The 16,276-nt window shown below is 36.1% G+C and carries 12 protein-coding genes; 6 read left to right on the top strand and 6 right to left on the bottom strand.

The features are described 5' to 3' along the window. A complete protein-coding gene (locus tag ACM03V_RS24530; RefSeq protein ID WP_414623416.1) occupies positions 1 to 5,721 on the top strand; it encodes an amino acid adenylation domain-containing protein in 5,721 nt (1,906 codons plus the stop codon). Between the two features lie 136 nt (positions 5,722 to 5,857). On the opposite strand, the gene ACM03V_RS24525 is transcribed toward ACM03V_RS24530, so the two are convergent. From ACM03V_RS24525 to ACM03V_RS24510, 4 genes are read right to left on the bottom strand one after another with little or no spacing between them, the layout of a single operon-like run. Continuing rightward, positions 5,858 to 6,664, bottom strand: a complete 807-nt coding sequence (locus ACM03V_RS24525; protein ID WP_414623415.1) for an FkbM family methyltransferase — start codon at positions 6,662 to 6,664, stop codon at positions 5,858 to 5,860. A 59-nt stretch (positions 6,665 to 6,723) separates the two neighbouring features. Beyond that, a complete protein-coding gene (locus ACM03V_RS24520; protein WP_414623414.1) occupies positions 6,724 to 7,674 on the bottom strand; it encodes a glycosyltransferase family 2 protein in 951 nt (316 codons plus the stop codon). 28 nt (positions 7,675 to 7,702) lie between these two features. Then, positions 7,703 to 8,860 carry a glycosyltransferase family 4 protein gene (locus ACM03V_RS24515; protein WP_414623413.1) on the bottom strand — a complete coding sequence of 386 codons (1,158 nt, stop codon included), beginning with the start codon at positions 8,858 to 8,860 and terminating at the stop codon, positions 7,703 to 7,705. Positions 8,861 to 8,885: 25 nt separating this feature from the next. Beyond that, a complete protein-coding gene (locus ACM03V_RS24510; protein WP_414623412.1) occupies positions 8,886 to 10,409 on the bottom strand; it encodes a lipopolysaccharide biosynthesis protein in 1,524 nt (507 codons plus the stop codon). A gap of 6 nt (positions 10,410 to 10,415) precedes the next feature. On the opposite strand from ACM03V_RS24510, the gene ACM03V_RS24505 reads away from it, so the two are divergent. Beyond that, positions 10,416 to 10,952, top strand: a complete 537-nt coding sequence (locus ACM03V_RS24505; RefSeq protein WP_414623411.1) for a hypothetical protein — start codon at positions 10,416 to 10,418, stop codon at positions 10,950 to 10,952. A gap of 583 nt (positions 10,953 to 11,535) precedes the next feature. Here ACM03V_RS24505 and ACM03V_RS24500 read toward each other — a convergent pair. Further along, the gene (locus ACM03V_RS24500; protein ID WP_414623410.1) at positions 11,536 to 11,976 is read right to left on the bottom strand and encodes a DUF4351 domain-containing protein; all 441 of its coding nucleotides are present in this window, start codon (positions 11,974 to 11,976) and stop codon (positions 11,536 to 11,538) included. A gap of 5 nt (positions 11,977 to 11,981) precedes the next feature. Here ACM03V_RS24500 and ACM03V_RS24495 point away from each other — a divergent pair, with 5 nt between their 5' ends. The 4 genes from ACM03V_RS24495 (at position 11,982) to ACM03V_RS24480 (ending at position 15,355) form a co-directional block, all read left to right on the top strand. After that, positions 11,982 to 12,164 carry a hypothetical protein gene (locus tag ACM03V_RS24495; RefSeq protein ID WP_414623409.1) on the top strand — a complete coding sequence of 61 codons (183 nt, stop codon included), beginning with the start codon at positions 11,982 to 11,984 and terminating at the stop codon, positions 12,162 to 12,164. A 42-nt stretch (positions 12,165 to 12,206) separates the two neighbouring features. Continuing rightward, on the top strand, positions 12,207 to 12,470 hold the full coding sequence (locus ACM03V_RS24490; protein WP_414623408.1) for a hypothetical protein: 264 nt from the start codon (positions 12,207 to 12,209) through the stop codon (positions 12,468 to 12,470). A 127-nt stretch (positions 12,471 to 12,597) separates the two neighbouring features. Beyond that, entirely contained in the window at positions 12,598 to 14,028 is a 1,431-nt protein-coding gene (locus tag ACM03V_RS24485; RefSeq protein ID WP_414623407.1) for a hypothetical protein, read from the top strand. A gap of 499 nt (positions 14,029 to 14,527) precedes the next feature. Beyond that, the gene (locus ACM03V_RS24480) at positions 14,528 to 15,355 is read left to right on the top strand and encodes a hypothetical protein (protein ID WP_414623406.1); all 828 of its coding nucleotides are present in this window, start codon (positions 14,528 to 14,530) and stop codon (positions 15,353 to 15,355) included. Between the two features lie 70 nt (positions 15,356 to 15,425). Here ACM03V_RS24480 and ACM03V_RS24475 read toward each other — a convergent pair whose 3' ends face one another. Further along, positions 15,426 to 16,028: a Uma2 family endonuclease gene (locus ACM03V_RS24475; protein ID WP_414623405.1), complete on the bottom strand. Its 603-nt coding sequence runs from the start codon at positions 16,026 to 16,028 to the stop codon at positions 15,426 to 15,428. Between the last annotated feature and the right edge of the window lie 248 nt (positions 16,029 to 16,276).

Genomic DNA, 16,276 nt, shown 5'->3' with positions numbered 1-16,276 from the left:
GTGCTAAATTTATCAATTGCCAATCTGATTAAAAGGCAAGCAGAGAAAAATCCATCTGCTATTTGTATTGCAACACCCAACCGCAAAGCTCTGACTTATGGTAGCTTGTACAGTTGCATAGAGGATGTTGGTGCCCATCTTCAGGCGATGGGTTTGGGACGTAACTCGCGAGTAGCGATCGCGTTGCCTAATGGTTCAGAGATGGCAGTTGCTTTTTTAGCCGTAGCATCATTTTGTACCTGCGCTCCCTTAAATCCAAACTATCGTGCGGTGGAGTTTGACTTTTATTTATCAGATTTACAAGCTAAAGCGCTAATAGTTCAGTCGGGGATAAATTCAGAAGCGATCGCAGTAGCTCAAGCACGAGGAATTCCCATTCTTGAACTATCACCAATTTTAGATGCAGAAGCGGGAATTTTTACTTTCCCAGGAGCGAACAAGGATAATATCTTTAGCGGTTTTGCTTGTGCTGATGATATAGCTTTAGTACTGCATACTTCTGGAACAACTGCACGTCCTAAAATTGTACCTTTAACTCACGCAAATCTCTGTACCTCAGCGAATAATATTCAGATAGCGCTAAAACTGTCCGAGGATGATTGCTGCTTAAATGTGATGCCATTGTTCCATATTCATGGACTCATCGGTACATTACTATCATCGCTGTTTTCGGGGGGAAGTGTTGTTTGTACTCCAGGATTTGATGGGACAAAGTTTTTTGAGTGGTTGTTAGAATTTAAACCTACTTGGTATAGTGCTGTTCCCACAATCCATCAAGCTATTTTAGCTGAAGCTAATGCGTCATGGGACATTAATAATTGTTCGATTCGCTTGATTCGTTCGTCTTCTGCTGCTTTACCACCACAAGTTGCGATCGCACTAGAAGAAATTTTCAATGCTCCGGTAATTGAAGCTTATGGAATGACTGAAGCATCCCATCAAATGGCTAGCAATCCATTACCACCCGCAGTTCGTAAACCTGGTTCTGTTGGAGTACCCACAGGAATAGAAATTGCGATTATGGACGAATTGGGTAACTTACTCGAACCGGGTGCGGTTGGTGAGATAGTTATTCAAGGTGCGAATGTCACTTCTGGTTATGAGAATCCTCAAGCCAACGTCAGCGCGTTTACTAACGGTTGGTTTCGTACAGGAGATAATGGTTATTTTGATGGCGATGGTTATCTATATATAAAAGGAAGAATAAAAGAAATAATTAACCGTGGAGGAGAGAAAATTTCTCCTCGTGAAGTAGATGAAGTATTACTTAATCACCCTGCGGTGCAACAAGCAGTTACCTTTGCGGTACCGCATCCGACTTTAGGTGAGGATGTTGCTGCTGCTGTAGTATTGCAGAAGAATGAAACCGTTACTGAAAAAGAAATTTACGAATTTGCCTTTTCTCGATTGGCTGATTTTAAATTACCAACACAGGTAGTGTTTGTCGATGAAATTCCCAAAGGTGCCACGGGTAAATTACAGCGCATTGGTTTAGCTGAGAAATTAGCGTCTCAATTGAAAGTAGCTTATGTTAAACCAAGGAATGAAATAGAGAAAACCTTGGTAGCAATTTGGATTGAAGTACTTGGAATTGAAACGGTAGGAATTTATGACAATTTCTTTGAAAAGGGAGGTGATTCTTTAAGAGCTAGTCAAGTGATAGCTAGAATGGAAACTATGTTCCAAGTTGAGGTGTCTGTTCATGACTTCTTTGCTGCACCAACTATAATTAATTTGTCCCAGATACTCAACCTTGCAGCAAAAAATATAAAGGAAGCTTGTAAACAAATTATTCCTCAAAATCGCGATCGCCCTTTACCACTTTCGGGGGCACAGCAATATCTTTGGTTTTTGTCACAATTAGCTCCAGATAGTCCTGTTTACAACGTTGCGAATGCAATGCAAATTCAGGGAAACCTCAACGTAGAATTTGTAAAGCAAGCAATCAATGCGATTGTAGAACGTCACGCGCTTTTACGCAGCACAATTAGACTTCTAAACGGTCAACTTGTACAAATTATTGGCTCACACAAAATTGTAGTTGAGCAAATTGCATTAGACATCGACTCTTCAAAGCGATTTATCGATGAAGAAATTCAACGTCCTTTTGACCTCGAACAAGGTCCACTATTAAGAGTTACTTTATTACAATTAGAACCAGCAAAATATCTACTGTTACTTGTCAATCACCATATAATATCAGACGATTGGTCAATAGGATTGTTTTGGCAGGAGTTTACCGCATTTTACGAAGCATTCTCGACTAAACAACCCTTCATACTGCAACTGCTGCCAATTCAATATGCTGACTTTGCGGTTTGGCAGCGTAATTACCTGCAAGGTGAATTTTTACAATCTCAACTCGATTACTGGAAGCAACAACTAAAAGGTGAATTACCGTTACTGCAATTGCCTACAGACTATGTGCGTCCAGCAGTTCAAACCTTTAGAGGTGCTAACCTTAGTTTGACAATATCTAAAAGCTTGACTGAGGAACTTAAAAATCTAAGTAAAAGCGAAGGAGTCACCATCTTCATGACTCTGTTAGCGGCATTTAAAACTTTGCTTTATTGCTATAGCAACCAAGAAGATATTCTTATTATTACCCCTATTTCTGAACGCGATCGAGTAGAAACTGAACAAATAATCGGTTGTTTTGCGAATAATCTAATTTTGCGGACAAACTTGAATGGTAATCCTTCTTTTAAGTCTTTACTGCAAAGAGTTAAAAAGACAGCAATAGAGGCTTACACTCATCGACACTTACCCTTTGATAAACTGATCGAAGAACTGCAAATCGAACGATACACGAATAAGTTACCTTTTCAGGTGATGTTTATTTTGCATAACGCTCCCAAAAGTGCATTATTAAATCTACCCGAATTAACTCTAACTCCTTTATCCATTCATACAGCAACAGCACAACTCGACCTTACCTTAGAACTTCAAGAAACAGCACAAGGAATTACTGGTAGATTAGAATATAATACCGATTTGTTTGATGCTGCAACAATTTCCCGAATGGTCGAGCATTTTCAGATTTTACTTGATGGCATAATTGCTAACCCATATCAATCGATTTCAAAATTACCACTATTAACTCAAAAAGAACAGCATCAGTTACTAGTGGAATGGAATAATACCAAAACAAACTACCCCGATTATATATGTATTCATCAGCTATTTGAGCAACAAGTAAAACGCACACCCGAAGCAATCGCTGTAGTTTTCGGAAAACAGCAGGTGACTTATCAACAACTGAATGCTTCCTCCAATCAGCTAGCTCACTATTTGCAAAAACTTGGTGTAAAACCAGAAGGATTGGTAGCAATTTGTCTTGAACGTTCCATTGAAATGGTAGTTGGACTTTTAGGGATTCTCAAGGTAGGTGGTGCTTATGTACCAATTGACCCGAACTATCCCCAAGAGAGGATTACTTATATGCTTGAGGATTCTCAAGTATCGGTGTTGTTAACCCAAGATTCTTTAATTGAAAATTTACCAATGCATCCCGTCCATACTATTGCATTGGATACCGATTGGGAAAAAATTGCTCAAAATAGCGATCGCAATCTTGATTTACAAATAAATTTAGAAAACCTTGCATATGTAATTTATACTTCCGGTTCTACTGGTAAACCCAAAGGAGCAATGAATACCCATCGTGGTATCTGCAATCGCTTACTATGGATGCGAGATGCTTACAACTTTACGCAGCAAGACGTTGTGATGCAAAAAACTCCGTTTAGCTTCGATGTCTCGGTATGGGAATTTTTTATTCCTTTAATTGTTGGAGCTTCTTTAGTAGTTGCAAAACCAGAAGGACATTACGATAATTGCTACTTAATTGATACAATTAATCATAAAAAAATTACAGCGCTGCACTTTGTTCCTTCGATGCTAGGAATGTTTTTAGAAACTGAAGGTGTAGAATGTTGCTCATCCTTAAAATATGTATTTTGTAGCGGTGAAGCTTTGCCTTTAGACCTGCAAACGAAATTTTTTCAAAAGTTAGGTTGCAAATTATATAACCTTTACGGTCCGACAGAAGTCGCTATTGAAGTGACTTTTTGGCAATGTCAATTAAATACTAAACTCTCGAACGTGCCTATTGGTCGTCCGATAAACAATATTCAAATTTATATTTTAGATGCTTATAAACAACCAGTTCCTATTGGTGTTCCAGGAGAACTATACATTGGTGGTGATGGTTTAGCAAGGGGATACCTTAACCGTCCTCAATTGACGCAGGAGAAATTTATTCCTCACCCTTTTAGCCAAGATGATACCCGACTTTACAAAACCGGAGACCTTGTTCGGTATCTTGCTGATGGCAATATTGAATTTCTTGGTCGTATCGACAATCAAGTCAAAATGCGCGGTATCCGTATAGAATTAGGAGAAATTGAAACAGTTTTAGCACAGCATAAAAGCGTTATCTCAGCAGCAGTAGTTGCTCCCGAATATTTATCCCGACAGATATTAGTTGCCTACATAGTACAACAGCAACAAAGCAAAGTTAACAGCGATGAACTGCGACAGTTCCTTGCACAGAAATTGCCCGAATACATGATACCGAACCTATTTGTAACGTTAGAGACTCTACCTTTAACACCAAATGGTAAAATAGATCGCCGTTCGCTTCCAGCAGTTTCAGAAACTAGTCTTCAACCAAAACTAGTCTATTGCAGTCCCCAAAACCAGAAGGAACGCGAGATAGCAAACATTTGGGAAAAAGTTTTGGGCATTAATCCCGTTTCAATCAATGACAATTTCTTTGAATTAGGAGGAAACTCACTTTTAGCAGTACGTTTGGTAGCGCAAATCGAAAAGCAATTAGGTAAGAAGCTGCCTATATCTACTTTATTCCAAAATTCGACAATTAAGCAATTAGCAACTTGTCTTCAACAAGAAAAATTGAATGCATCTTCAGTAGTTGAAATAACTCCTCTCAACGGTGATGTCTCACCTCTTTTTTGGTGTACACCTCATTTGAACTACAAATTAAATCTTCTTGGCAAATATATAGGTACTTCCCAACCGCTTATTGCTCTTGACTGCGGTTACTTTAAACTCGAAAATCCAGATACACACATCACAGATTATGCTATTCGTTATGTAGAGGAAATACGTGCGATACAGCCGAATGGTCCTTATAAATTGGCAGGATACTGTATGGGAGGTTTGATTGCTTTTGAGATAGCTCAACAAATAAGAGTGCAAGGTGAGCAAGTAGATTTAGTCTTAGTTGAAAGGAGCGGTTTAAACCGGATTCATCGCTATGTTGTCAGAATCAATGTACTTATTGATGGGCATAGAAACAACTTAGCACAACTTAATCGTACTCAGCAGCTAATTTATATTTTTAAATTCGTCAAAAAAATACTTATTCGCAGTTTATTAAAATCAAAACAAAATGAAAATCAACAAGAACCTGATTTAAATACAAGCGGCATAAATAATACTTTGCTACAGCAAAAAGGTTTAAAAAGTGTCAAAAAATATTCTTTACAACAACCTTACCCAGGTAATATTATTCTCTTGTTTGCTAAAAGTAATAATTACCTATCTTTCTTTTTTCCTAAATATGGTTGGAGTAAAGCAGTAAATGGTAAAATTCAAATCGACTTAGTTCCTGGAAATCATGTTAGTGTCATGGAAGAACCTCATATACAACAAGTAGGGGCAAAATTGAAGTCTTATCTTAATTCAAAAAATTAACACTTATACAGGTAACGCTAATTTTTTGAGAGCTAATTTGGAATTCTCGTTCTAAATCTGTTGCTGTACTTTGGGAAACAGCGAGTAAATAAGTAGCTTGGTGACAGGTACTTGTTTAACCACCCCGAATACTATTCTAGAATTTTGAAGCTAGATACGTTGCTCTTTCTATAGGAGGAGTAGATATTTTAAAACCATAATTATTGAGGATTTCTTTTATCTCATCTAAGTCGGTAAAGCATTCTACAATAATATGTCGGGTACGAATATCACTTAAAAATTTATCTGCACCTTGAAGTAATTGTTTTTCAAATCCCTCCACGTCGATTTTAATAATGCATTTTTTGTATTCCTGGGTGAAATATTCATAAAAACTATCTAATGGCTTTATTTTTACCTCTTCTGTGGAAGATTCAATAAAATGAGGTTTGCAAAAAGTATTAAGCTCATTGAAATTAGATAAATGTAATGTTTTTGTTTCTGATTCACTTCCTAAGCCGATGGGAAATAATTCTACAATCTGTTGTAAATTATTAGCATCAATATTTTCTTTCAAAATCTCAAATGTAGAAGTACAAGGTTCAAAAGCAAGTATCTTACCTTGTTGATGCTCCGATTTTAATAAATTTCCGATAGTTACACTAAAGTAGCCTAAATTAGCTCCCGCATCAATAAATAAGTCGCCAGGTGAAACGAGTTGATGAAGTTGATTGTACAAGTTAGGCTCAAAACAACCAATCCAATAAATTTGTGATGAGAGAAAACCTTTATTGAATACCTTCAGTGGATAGCCTTCTATGGTTTTTGTGAAAGTTAAGCTGTCTGGAATTTCATTATTTTTTCTCAAAGCAAATCTTGTCCAAATTTGCTTTTTGATTAATTGAAATACTAGTCGCGAAAAAGCTTGATGTATTCTATAAAGATAATGGTTACTTAAAATCATATGTTCTTCTATTTAGGGTTAACTAGCAAAAACCATAAAATATAAAATATGTCTATATATTAAATTCCAAAATAAGTGCATCCGTTGTTAAAATTTAAAATTGTCTGACGGATGAAACTACCGAAATACTGCTTCCAAAAACTTGTAGTGAAAGCTGTTTCCCAATCTTTAATAAAAGCCTTTTGCCAATAAAATCGACTTTTATCATAGTATCCCAAACGATAGTGAGCTTTTGCCAAACCTTGGTATAGTAGTTTTTTAGCTTTAGCAATCCTCATATAATCACCAAGTTTTAGACATTCGTGAAGATGTTTTTCATATACTTGTAAATAACCAAAATTAGAACTCCTTTCATCAGTATTGTCTTTGTGCCAACGATATTTTATTAATGCAGGTTCGGAAATAAAAGTAAAATTATACCCCTTCAAAAGTAAACGTAAATATAAATCAAAATCTTCTAAACTTCCTATTGAAGCATCATAACCATCAATCTCTATGATTGTTGTTTTACGAACTAAAATGCTAGAAGTAAAAATACAGTTGAAATATAAATAATTTTCATAAGTTTCTTCTCCTCTTTCTGCTAAAGTATACAATTTACGAAGCTTTGATTCCCACCCAGATACTGATTGAAGATTTTTATCTACTATACATTTATAACCATGCACTAATACAACATCTGGTGGTGCAGATTCTAAAATAGGAACCTGACGTTCAAGTTTATCTGGAAACCAAACATCATCCGAATCTAAAAAAGCAATATACTCACTTTGAGCTAATTTAATACCATGATTGCGAGCGCTACTTCGTCCTTGATTATCTTGATAGATATAGGTTATTTTATCTTTATAAACGGCTAATACTTCTCTAGTATTGTCTGTTGAACCATCATCAATAACAATCAATTCAAAATTTTTATAAGTTTGATTGAGAACGCTTTCTACTGCATCTTTAATTAAATGCGCTCGATTGTAGGTTGGGATAATAACGGTAACTTTCTTGTGTAACATATGTGGATTTTTATCTATGTTTCAGTGGTTAAAGATTGATTGCAAGCTTTTCAAAATTTTTCAAATTCTTTTGTAGCAATCGACAATATAGTGCTTCAGTTTCAGAAATCATCTGCTCTAAGGTAAATAGTTTCATAAACCTTGTTTTACCTCTTTCTCCCATCTGTTGAGCAATATCGGGATTATCAAGTAAAAAATTTATCTTTTCTGCTAATTTTTCAGGGTTTTTAGGCTCAACTAAAAAACCCGTTTCTCCATCTGCGATAGAATAACGCATACCTCCAACAGCCGTAGCTACAACTGGAACACTCATTGCAGCAGCTTCCACGACAGCGTAACATAAGCCTTCAAATAGCGAAGACATAGTAAATATATCAACAGCACATAAAAACTCTTCAATATTGTTCACAAATCCAGGTAATAAAAATTTTCCTAATAAACCTTGATTTTCAATTTGAGTTTCTAACTGAGTTCTTAAACTTCCTTCCCCAACCAGAACAAAAGTAACATTATCGTGCTTAGAACAGATAATATTTGCAGCTTGAATTAAATCTAATTGCGCTTTTTGAGCTTCTAATCTTCCTGCACTAGCTATGACAATATGGTTTTGGGGAATCTGTAATTTTTCTCTAATGTTCTCTCGGATAATATTTATTTGTTGTTGAGTCTGCGAAAACTTATTAGTATCAAGTCCATAAGCAATTACTTTAGATTTTGCAAGAGAAATATTATCTAACTTGCTTCCTATTTCTTTGTCGTAGTCTGAAGTAAAAACAAAGTAATCCGTTAATTTAAACGCTAATTTTTTTGCTAATTTACCTTTCCAATTATATTGGGCATTTAATTCGGGGGTATGATGTGTAATTACTACTTTCTTTACACCAGCAAGACGTGCTGCAATTACTCCTAAAGGACTAGGGTCATTAATATGTATAATATCAGGAGCAAATCTTCTAATTTCTTTGGCAATAGAGTTAGCGTTACGAATCAAATTACCTGCAAAATAGTTAGATTCAACTGCTAAAAGCTCAATATTATTTAGTTTGCTAAAGGGTTGAAGTGCCCGAACATCAGGGTATAAAATTCCTACCTCAAAATCAACTTTATTTAATCTTTCGGCTAAAGTATATATGTAATTTTCAGTTGCACCATAAACTGGATGAGCTTGAAAATATAGAACTTTCATTGCGTAATTTAACTCCTAAAATATATTAGTTGCTTGCCAAAGTATTTCCGATTTTTAATTGGTATTTATACCACATAAATAATACGCCATAACTTATTGTTATTCCTGATAAAATACAAAATATTGCAAATAATTTTCCTGTCAAAAGTATTTGTAATTGCGAAATAATAAAGAAAACTGTAAAACACATTAATATAGGAATTAAGGTATCTTGTATCAACCAGCGTCGATGTTCTTTATGTAAAATATATCGATGGGTAATTCTGGAAAGAACTAAATAATAAAGTATATTCACAACAGTTTTAATTAAAGCCGCTCCGAACAATTGCAATTCTGGAACTATGTATAACATTGCTGGTATTATCAAAAAGACACTAGTAGTGTTAAAAATTGCCCCAATTTGTGGTTTTCCAATTGCAAGCTGTATCTGATATGAAATATTATAAAGACTATCTAACATAGCGCCAAAGGTTAACATTGCTAAGATATTTGATGCTTGTGCTGCCACTTCCGGCGATTGAGTCCATAATCCTAAAATTATCGGTGCAAAGAAGATTAATGCAGAAGCTATGGGTGTTATAGATAGCGATATAAATAAACTACTTTTATGAAAGAAATTGATAAACTTTTGTTCGTCGGGTTGAGACGCTAATGCTATTATTTTTGGTGAAATAGTAACAACAAAAGGTTGAAGTATGATAGAGAGTTTCTGGGCTAACGTACTGGCTAACATATAATAGCCAAATTGCTCTAAAGAAACGAATTTAGTCAGTAATATTTTATCTATTTGTGCCAGTATTATTGATACTATCGTTGTCCAGCTTATCCCGGCTGCAAACCGCCATATTTCTTGCAATATTTCTATCTTAAAACTTGCTCTATTTTTGGTTTTAGGTACATAGCGCCAAGCAAAAATCATCATTAACAATACTTCTAAAACTGCAATGAATGCTTGCCACAGTAAAAACGCGATAATTGTTGGCGAAACCATCACCAGGATTAAAACTGCTCCTAATTCTCTGAAAGTTTTTAGTATTACCTCCAAAATATTCAACTGTACTTGCTTTTCTAATGCAATTAAAGTTCCCCTGTATGTTGTAACTGGCCACCTAATAGCTACAGTTAAACCTAAAATTATCACTGCCCATTTAACAGTTGCTAAATCAATATTTTCTGCATTAATCCATCGAGTACTAATTGGTTGTGCAATTAATATCATCAACAAAACTATTACCGTACCAGTACACCAGTAAATTATCTCTGTTGTTCTTAATAAATCTGGTATGGTTAGAAGCTTCTGTGGAGTCACCTTACGTAAAGCAACTTCCCGTTTAATAGTTGCGCTCAAACCCAAATCGAGCAACCCAATAAATGAAATCACCGCATAAAATCCGCCTATTAAACCATAAGCTTCCACACCCAAGTAATGCAGGTAAACTGGAACCAGCAAAAAACTGAGCAAGTTTGACCAGAAGCTACCTGCATAATTGGCGATCGCATTTAATTTTAATTGAGATAACGACTTGAGCTTACGTATTAATACGGTCATTATGATTTGTTAGGAATTGGCTGCTCCCGTATCTTTTTTTACGGTTATAACAGCGCTAAGTTAGCCGATTTCTATAGAAAATGGCAACCGTATATTGAATTTGGAAAACTACAGATATTACCCGATGATGAAAAAATATATTTTAAAATACTCAATAGTAATTTTGTACTAAATGTAGTTTTTGTAACTGAAGCTACTCTCAGACTTGCTTTGGGACAAGGCTTGCCAGTGTTAAGCCAAGCCGACAGCGATAACCTGTATCGCTTTCAACCAAACCAGAAAATATATCGCTTTGGTAAAAATATTGAATATAACCAATATTCCCAACGCTCCGAACCAATTACAATCGAAAAGCCACAGGGAAAGCTAAGAATTTTGATGGTAGGCGATTCTGTTCTTAATGGTGGCAATTTTATAGACCAAAATCAAATTATTAGCGAGTTATTTGAGAAAAAACTAATTGCATCCGCACATCCAGCAGAAGTTTTAAATGCTTCTGCTGGATCTTGGGGTATAGGAAACCAACGCCGGATATCTTCGTAAATTCGGCACTTTCAATAGTGATGCCGTCATGAAGGCAAATTGGTACCAATGATTTACTTCAACCTACAAGAAAAGAGTGAAAAAATTGGCAAATCACCAAACTACCCCAACCATCCTCCACTACTTGCGATTGAAGAACTTTTTACTCGCTATGGATTACCAAAACTTTTGAAGATTTTTCGTTGAGAATCGGATTCCTTACGAAAAACCTTTGTTACGGAAGCACGGCAAAGTGAATGGTCAAACAAATATCATACCTGACCCAGGTCCTCCCAACTTTGACGCTGCCTTTGGAACCCCTTACGGGGATTTCTCCTGAAACTGGAAGCAAATCGCGAGGATTGAGTTACTCCTTACTAAGATTCTTCTTCTCCCAAGATAGTAGGAATATCTCGGCTAGCATGAATAATACGTACTACTGTTAGTAATTCTTCTGACATCAAATAAAAAATCAGATACTTTTCAAAGTTAGTAGGGTGCGTGACGGCTACGATAAATAATTAATCATAACGAAAAATGTTAATATTGCCGTCACGCACCATTTTTTTATTCCGAATTATTCAAAAAATAAAACTAATTTAAATTAACTATGCTCCGATGATTGAGAATCAATAAGTTGTTGAAAATCTTCCGGAGAACTAACGCTGATTGTTTCCACAACTAAACTTTCCAAAACCGCGACATCATCTATTTTATTAATATTTTCCACCAAACTTTCTGGAAGATTCCCAAAACGTTTTTGTAGTAGCTGGATGATATTTTTGTGATGAGTTTTCTCAATAGCACGTATTTCAATATTGCTTAATAAAGGCACTTTCCTATCCTCCTGATAATTAGTGATTTTTTCCTCAAAATTGGCTTGTAATTCTGTAGATAAAGCCATCATAATATCAATAACTTTATACAAATCAACAATTTGTTTGCGGTTATAACCTTTTTCGTAAAGCAAACGAGATAAATTCCATTTCCACTGTTCCCTCTCGGATAAGTTACTAGTACACCACGGCTTAAATAAGGCAACCATTAAAAATGGCTGAAAAGCTTAGAAAATCAAACTTCTTACTTCTTACTTCTTACTTCTTACTTCCGCCAAGCGGTACTAGTGCGGGAGAATTGAGGATAATTGTCTTGCTGACATCCTCACCTTCTCCTAGTCGTCTTGGAACAAAACTTAAACCTATAGGGTTAAATTTAATTTTAAGCGAATTTTAGGCAACTGGAGGTGATATATTTAGACCGGAATTAGAAATATAAATGTTTGAACCTTTAGAACCAAAGGAGTTTTGCTCTAAATGGATTCCGATAAAAAGCGACAAAAAGCCAGGAGAGTATGGGTATCGCAAAGAGTGCTGCAAACTTCTAGCCCTATTAACTGGTTACAACGAAACCACTTGTAGTAATTGGTTATCGACTCCAAGTGATATTCCTAATTTAGTACCATTGTACTTACGGTCTGTAGATATTCTATGGCAAATTCAGGAAGTACTTCCCAATCAAGTAAATAATTCTAAAGAGTAATTGAAAAGTTCAACATATTGGTTGAACTTTAAGGTACAATTATTAAAAGCCAAAACCCCCCGCTTAGACTACGAATCAAGCACGGAGGGTTTGGTTTCCCAATTACATCAAAGGGATACTTTATATTATGCATTCTATTGCTTTAGACGACAATACCCAAAACGTCTACCCACCATTTGTATTTACTGCAAACTTTGATTATTCTCAGTTTGATAATTCCGACTTACAAAGCAAAGCTAAAACCACGCTCAACCAATTCATTGGCTTTGTTCGCCAAACCTTCGATGGCTTACTAGAAAACGGACAAGCATTACATTCGATTTACCTTGACTGCATTGCTGATTGCTCAAAAGGTAAAAAAGTATTTGAAAAATGGCTAGCATCCGATGACTTCGGAGCATCCCGATACATAGCTTATAGCGCCATAGAAATCTATCAATGGTTCTCCAAACTACCAAAAAGGTTACAGGGTAAGGTTCGCGGCAACGTCCAAAAATGGAGCGTGTCAGCACTACGACAACTAACTAAAGTCAGCCATGATTTGGTCAAAGAATTAGTGCGATCGCCTCTTAGAACAGCAGCACAAGTGAAGAAGGAGGGAGAGAGGGAGAGAGGGAGAGAGGGAGGGAAGGAACAATCCCTCACTACCACTTCCCTCGCTCCCACACTCTTAGCCCCCGGAATGCGAATCGTAATCAAAAGTGATGATAGAGGTTGGACTGGTTACGCTGGTATCATCATGTCCGAATGGAACAATGATTTCTGGGTATTACTTGACCATACAGTTTCTCAAGGTATGGATGTAAAGCAGCTATTTAAGCCCCACCAAATTCAGCCAGAATCCTTAAAGACAGCTATAAAGCCAGCTTCTCCAAAGGAAATGTTTACCCCAGCCCAAGTAGAACAAAAAATCGCCGAAGCTTTAGCACAACGAGATAAAGAGAAAGCAGAGGAAGAACTGGGAAAATTTATAGAAATTCGCGACGCAGCATTAAAAGCAGCTAAAGAAGAAATAATTGCTGCCCAAAAACACGCTCAAAAAATGGAACAAGCTAAACACGAATTAATCGAGCAATTAATAGTGAAAGAAAATGAATTAAATTCTGTTCGTAGTTTGGTTTCGGAAAATCAACAACTCCAGCAACGAATAAAAGACTTGGAAAAAGCTCTCGAAGATTCCAATAGAGATAGCTGGGGTAATACTTTTAACAAGCAAGCTGCGAAGGTGGTTAACAAAGAGTTAGAGAAAACTATTGAACCATTGATGTCAGAAGTTGAGCGTTTGAATAACGTGCTTTCTCAAAGAGAGCAAGAATTAACTCAGCTTCAAGATACGAGTAGAAAACAGCAGCAAGAATTGCAGCACAAATCAAAATCTAATTCAGTAATTTCAGAGTTTGGTGAAATAGGAGAAAATCTTGGCTGGAATGGTTGGAGCGGCAGAGGATACAGAGCAAATAGTGGAACTTTATATACAGGAATCCATGCATTAACTGCTTTTATCTGCGATTTAAAAGTATCTCATCCGAGCTATCAAGAGCAGGAAATTCCTTTTTAGATTGAGAACAAATTCTATCTTTGTGAAATCTTGCCTTTAATCAGCAATTAATGGCACAAAGTTTCGACATGACAAAAAACCCTCTATAAATAAGTCATTCATACATATGCAATTATTAAATGAGCCACAAGCTAACACTAAGAAAATTCCTCGTCGGTTAGCAAAATTTGTTTTGTATCAAATATAAAATGGACGATTACAACAAATATTGCCCGAACTTTTAAAACCAATGTCTCCAGAGGAATGGTGCATCATTTGGATACCTATTCTTCACCCAGGAATAGAAGTTCCAACTCCTGGTAAACGAAGTCCTCATGGGTACATGAAAGCTTGCAATGCTACTCTCTCATACTTGACTGGTTATAATGAAAGAACTATTGAAGGCTGGTTTTATAGCAAGTCTTATCATTAGAAACTTGTAATTACTGATTTAGCTCAAGGTTTACCGGCTATCACACCTTCTTTCGGCGCAGCCTTAGCGGAAGCTTGTGCAGTATGCTTGGAAGAACAAAAGCATTCCCAAGGCATTGAAATCACAGTTGATGGGGATTTCAATGCTAAATTTAAGCTATTTTGGCAACCAGTTACCGAACAAATGCTACGTTGCTGGAATGATGAGGAATTTACGACAGAACAAGCAGCCTATGGCATTGCGTTTTTAATCATTAGAGAATTAACTGATTTAACCGTAATTGAACGTTCTAGAAAAGGCACAGGATTTGATTATTGGTTAGGCACTTTGGATACAGATGAAGGGCAATTATTTCAAAATAAAGTTAGGCTTGAAGTATCTGGAATACGAAAAGGTGATTCAAGCCGTGTTAAAGCTAGGTTAAAACAAAAAAAGGAACAAACAAAAGCCTCCGATGGTCAATTTCCGGCATATATTATCGTTGTAGAATTCAGCACACCCCTATCTTATGTAGAAAGATTCCGGAGTCAAGTTCAAGAAAAACACAACACAGCAATGGATTTGGCAGAAGCAGCTTTTAGTGCGAAACGGACAGGTAACTTAGAACAAGCATCTCAACTTATTCGAGAAGCATTTGAAAATGAACAAGCAGCCGCAAAATTAATTGCTCATCAATTAGATGCAGAACCGAGTCGTTCAATTTTACATCGCAGTGCAGCAACTTTGGCGATAGATTGTGGAGAATTGAAAGCAGCAGAACGTTTAATTGCAACAGCTTTATCGGGAAATCCTCCTGAAGAAATCGCTGAAGAATTAAAGGATTTATTTATCCAAATTAATTTACGTCCATATTTTCAACGTAAAGGCATAAATATTGATGATGAACAAATCAATTCTTTAATAGCACAAGGTTAAATCGTATATTTTTAGATGCCAACACGAAAATCATTAATATAGTTTTTAGGAAAACTATTGCCTTCCTAAACTACGGCATAATATCATCAAGCTTTAATTGTAAATTTGGAAATAAATAGGAAGAAATCACATCTCCTAAACGGTATTTTTGCTGTTGATATATACCATCAACTAATTGACATACGGTAAAAGTAGGTTGTTTGGGCTTCCCGATAAACTGCAAACCACCCAAACTGCGAAAATCAATAATCCAATATTCAGGTATTTCTAATAAACTATATTCTTCAACTTTTCTAGCATAATCGTCTTGCCAATTAGTACTTACGACTTCCGCAACTAATTTAATAGTATCGCCTCTACAAATAATTGGTTCTTTCTCCCAAAGCGGCTCTTGTTTAAGCTTTTCTTTATCCAAAACAATTACGTCTGGGCGTAATGCTGTTGCTTCTGCTGCGGGTGGTTTAATTAAACAAGTTTTTGGGATTAACCAATTCAAATTAGAGCGAAAAATTTCGGCATAAACTCTACCAGCAATATTTCCTGAAACCTCTTCATGAGGACCTGTTGGTTCCATGTCACGTAATTCTCCGTCAATTAGTTCGTAACGGGCGTTATCTCCATGCTCAGCAATAAATTGCTCGAAAGTCAGAAGTTTGGGTGGGGTGTAGGTCATAACTCATATTTTGAGCGGGAAATAGTTTTATTTTATATAATTAACCGATAGTTATCCCTTCTTCGGTTTCTCATAACTATTTCATTATTAGTTAACAATATGGCTTTTTGATAGAATTTGGGAGCGCTAACCCTGTGATAGATAGCCGCGCCTTAATATATTCTAAATAGCTATAATCCTTACATTACAAGCTCTTCACCACATTATCATTTCGGATAATATGGTGGTCTGATTCATAAAAACACTTA

The sequence above is a fragment of the Calothrix sp. CCY 0018 genome, assembly GCF_963920925.1.
In the GTDB taxonomy this organism is placed as follows: Bacteria; Cyanobacteriota; Cyanobacteriia; order Cyanobacteriales; family Nostocaceae; genus Rivularia.
Note: the sequence above shows the minus strand (reverse complement) of the source record. Positions and strands in the feature narration are given on the sequence as shown.

Coding starts and splice junctions, on each gene's coding strand:
- ACM03V_RS24515 (WP_414623413.1), bottom strand. CDS start 8,860: ATGAAAGTTCTATATTTTCAAGCTCATCCAGTTTATGGTGCAACTGAA.
- ACM03V_RS24475 (WP_414623405.1), bottom strand. CDS start 16,028: ATGACCTACACCCCACCCAAACTTCTGACTTTCGAGCAATTTATTGCT.
- ACM03V_RS24520 (WP_414623414.1), bottom strand. CDS start 7,674: ATGTTACACAAGAAAGTTACCGTTATTATCCCAACCTACAATCGAGCG.
- ACM03V_RS24495 (WP_414623409.1), top strand. CDS start 11,982: ATGGCTGAAAAGCTTAGAAAATCAAACTTCTTACTTCTTACTTCTTAC.
- ACM03V_RS24485 (WP_414623407.1), top strand. CDS start 12,598: ATGCATTCTATTGCTTTAGACGACAATACCCAAAACGTCTACCCACCA.
- ACM03V_RS24500 (WP_414623410.1), bottom strand. CDS start 11,976: ATGGTTGCCTTATTTAAGCCGTGGTGTACTAGTAACTTATCCGAGAGG.
- ACM03V_RS24525 (WP_414623415.1), bottom strand. CDS start 6,664: ATGATTTTAAGTAACCATTATCTTTATAGAATACATCAAGCTTTTTCG.
- ACM03V_RS24510 (WP_414623412.1), bottom strand. CDS start 10,409: ATGACCGTATTAATACGTAAGCTCAAGTCGTTATCTCAATTAAAATTA.
- ACM03V_RS24490 (WP_414623408.1), top strand. CDS start 12,207: ATGTTTGAACCTTTAGAACCAAAGGAGTTTTGCTCTAAATGGATTCCG.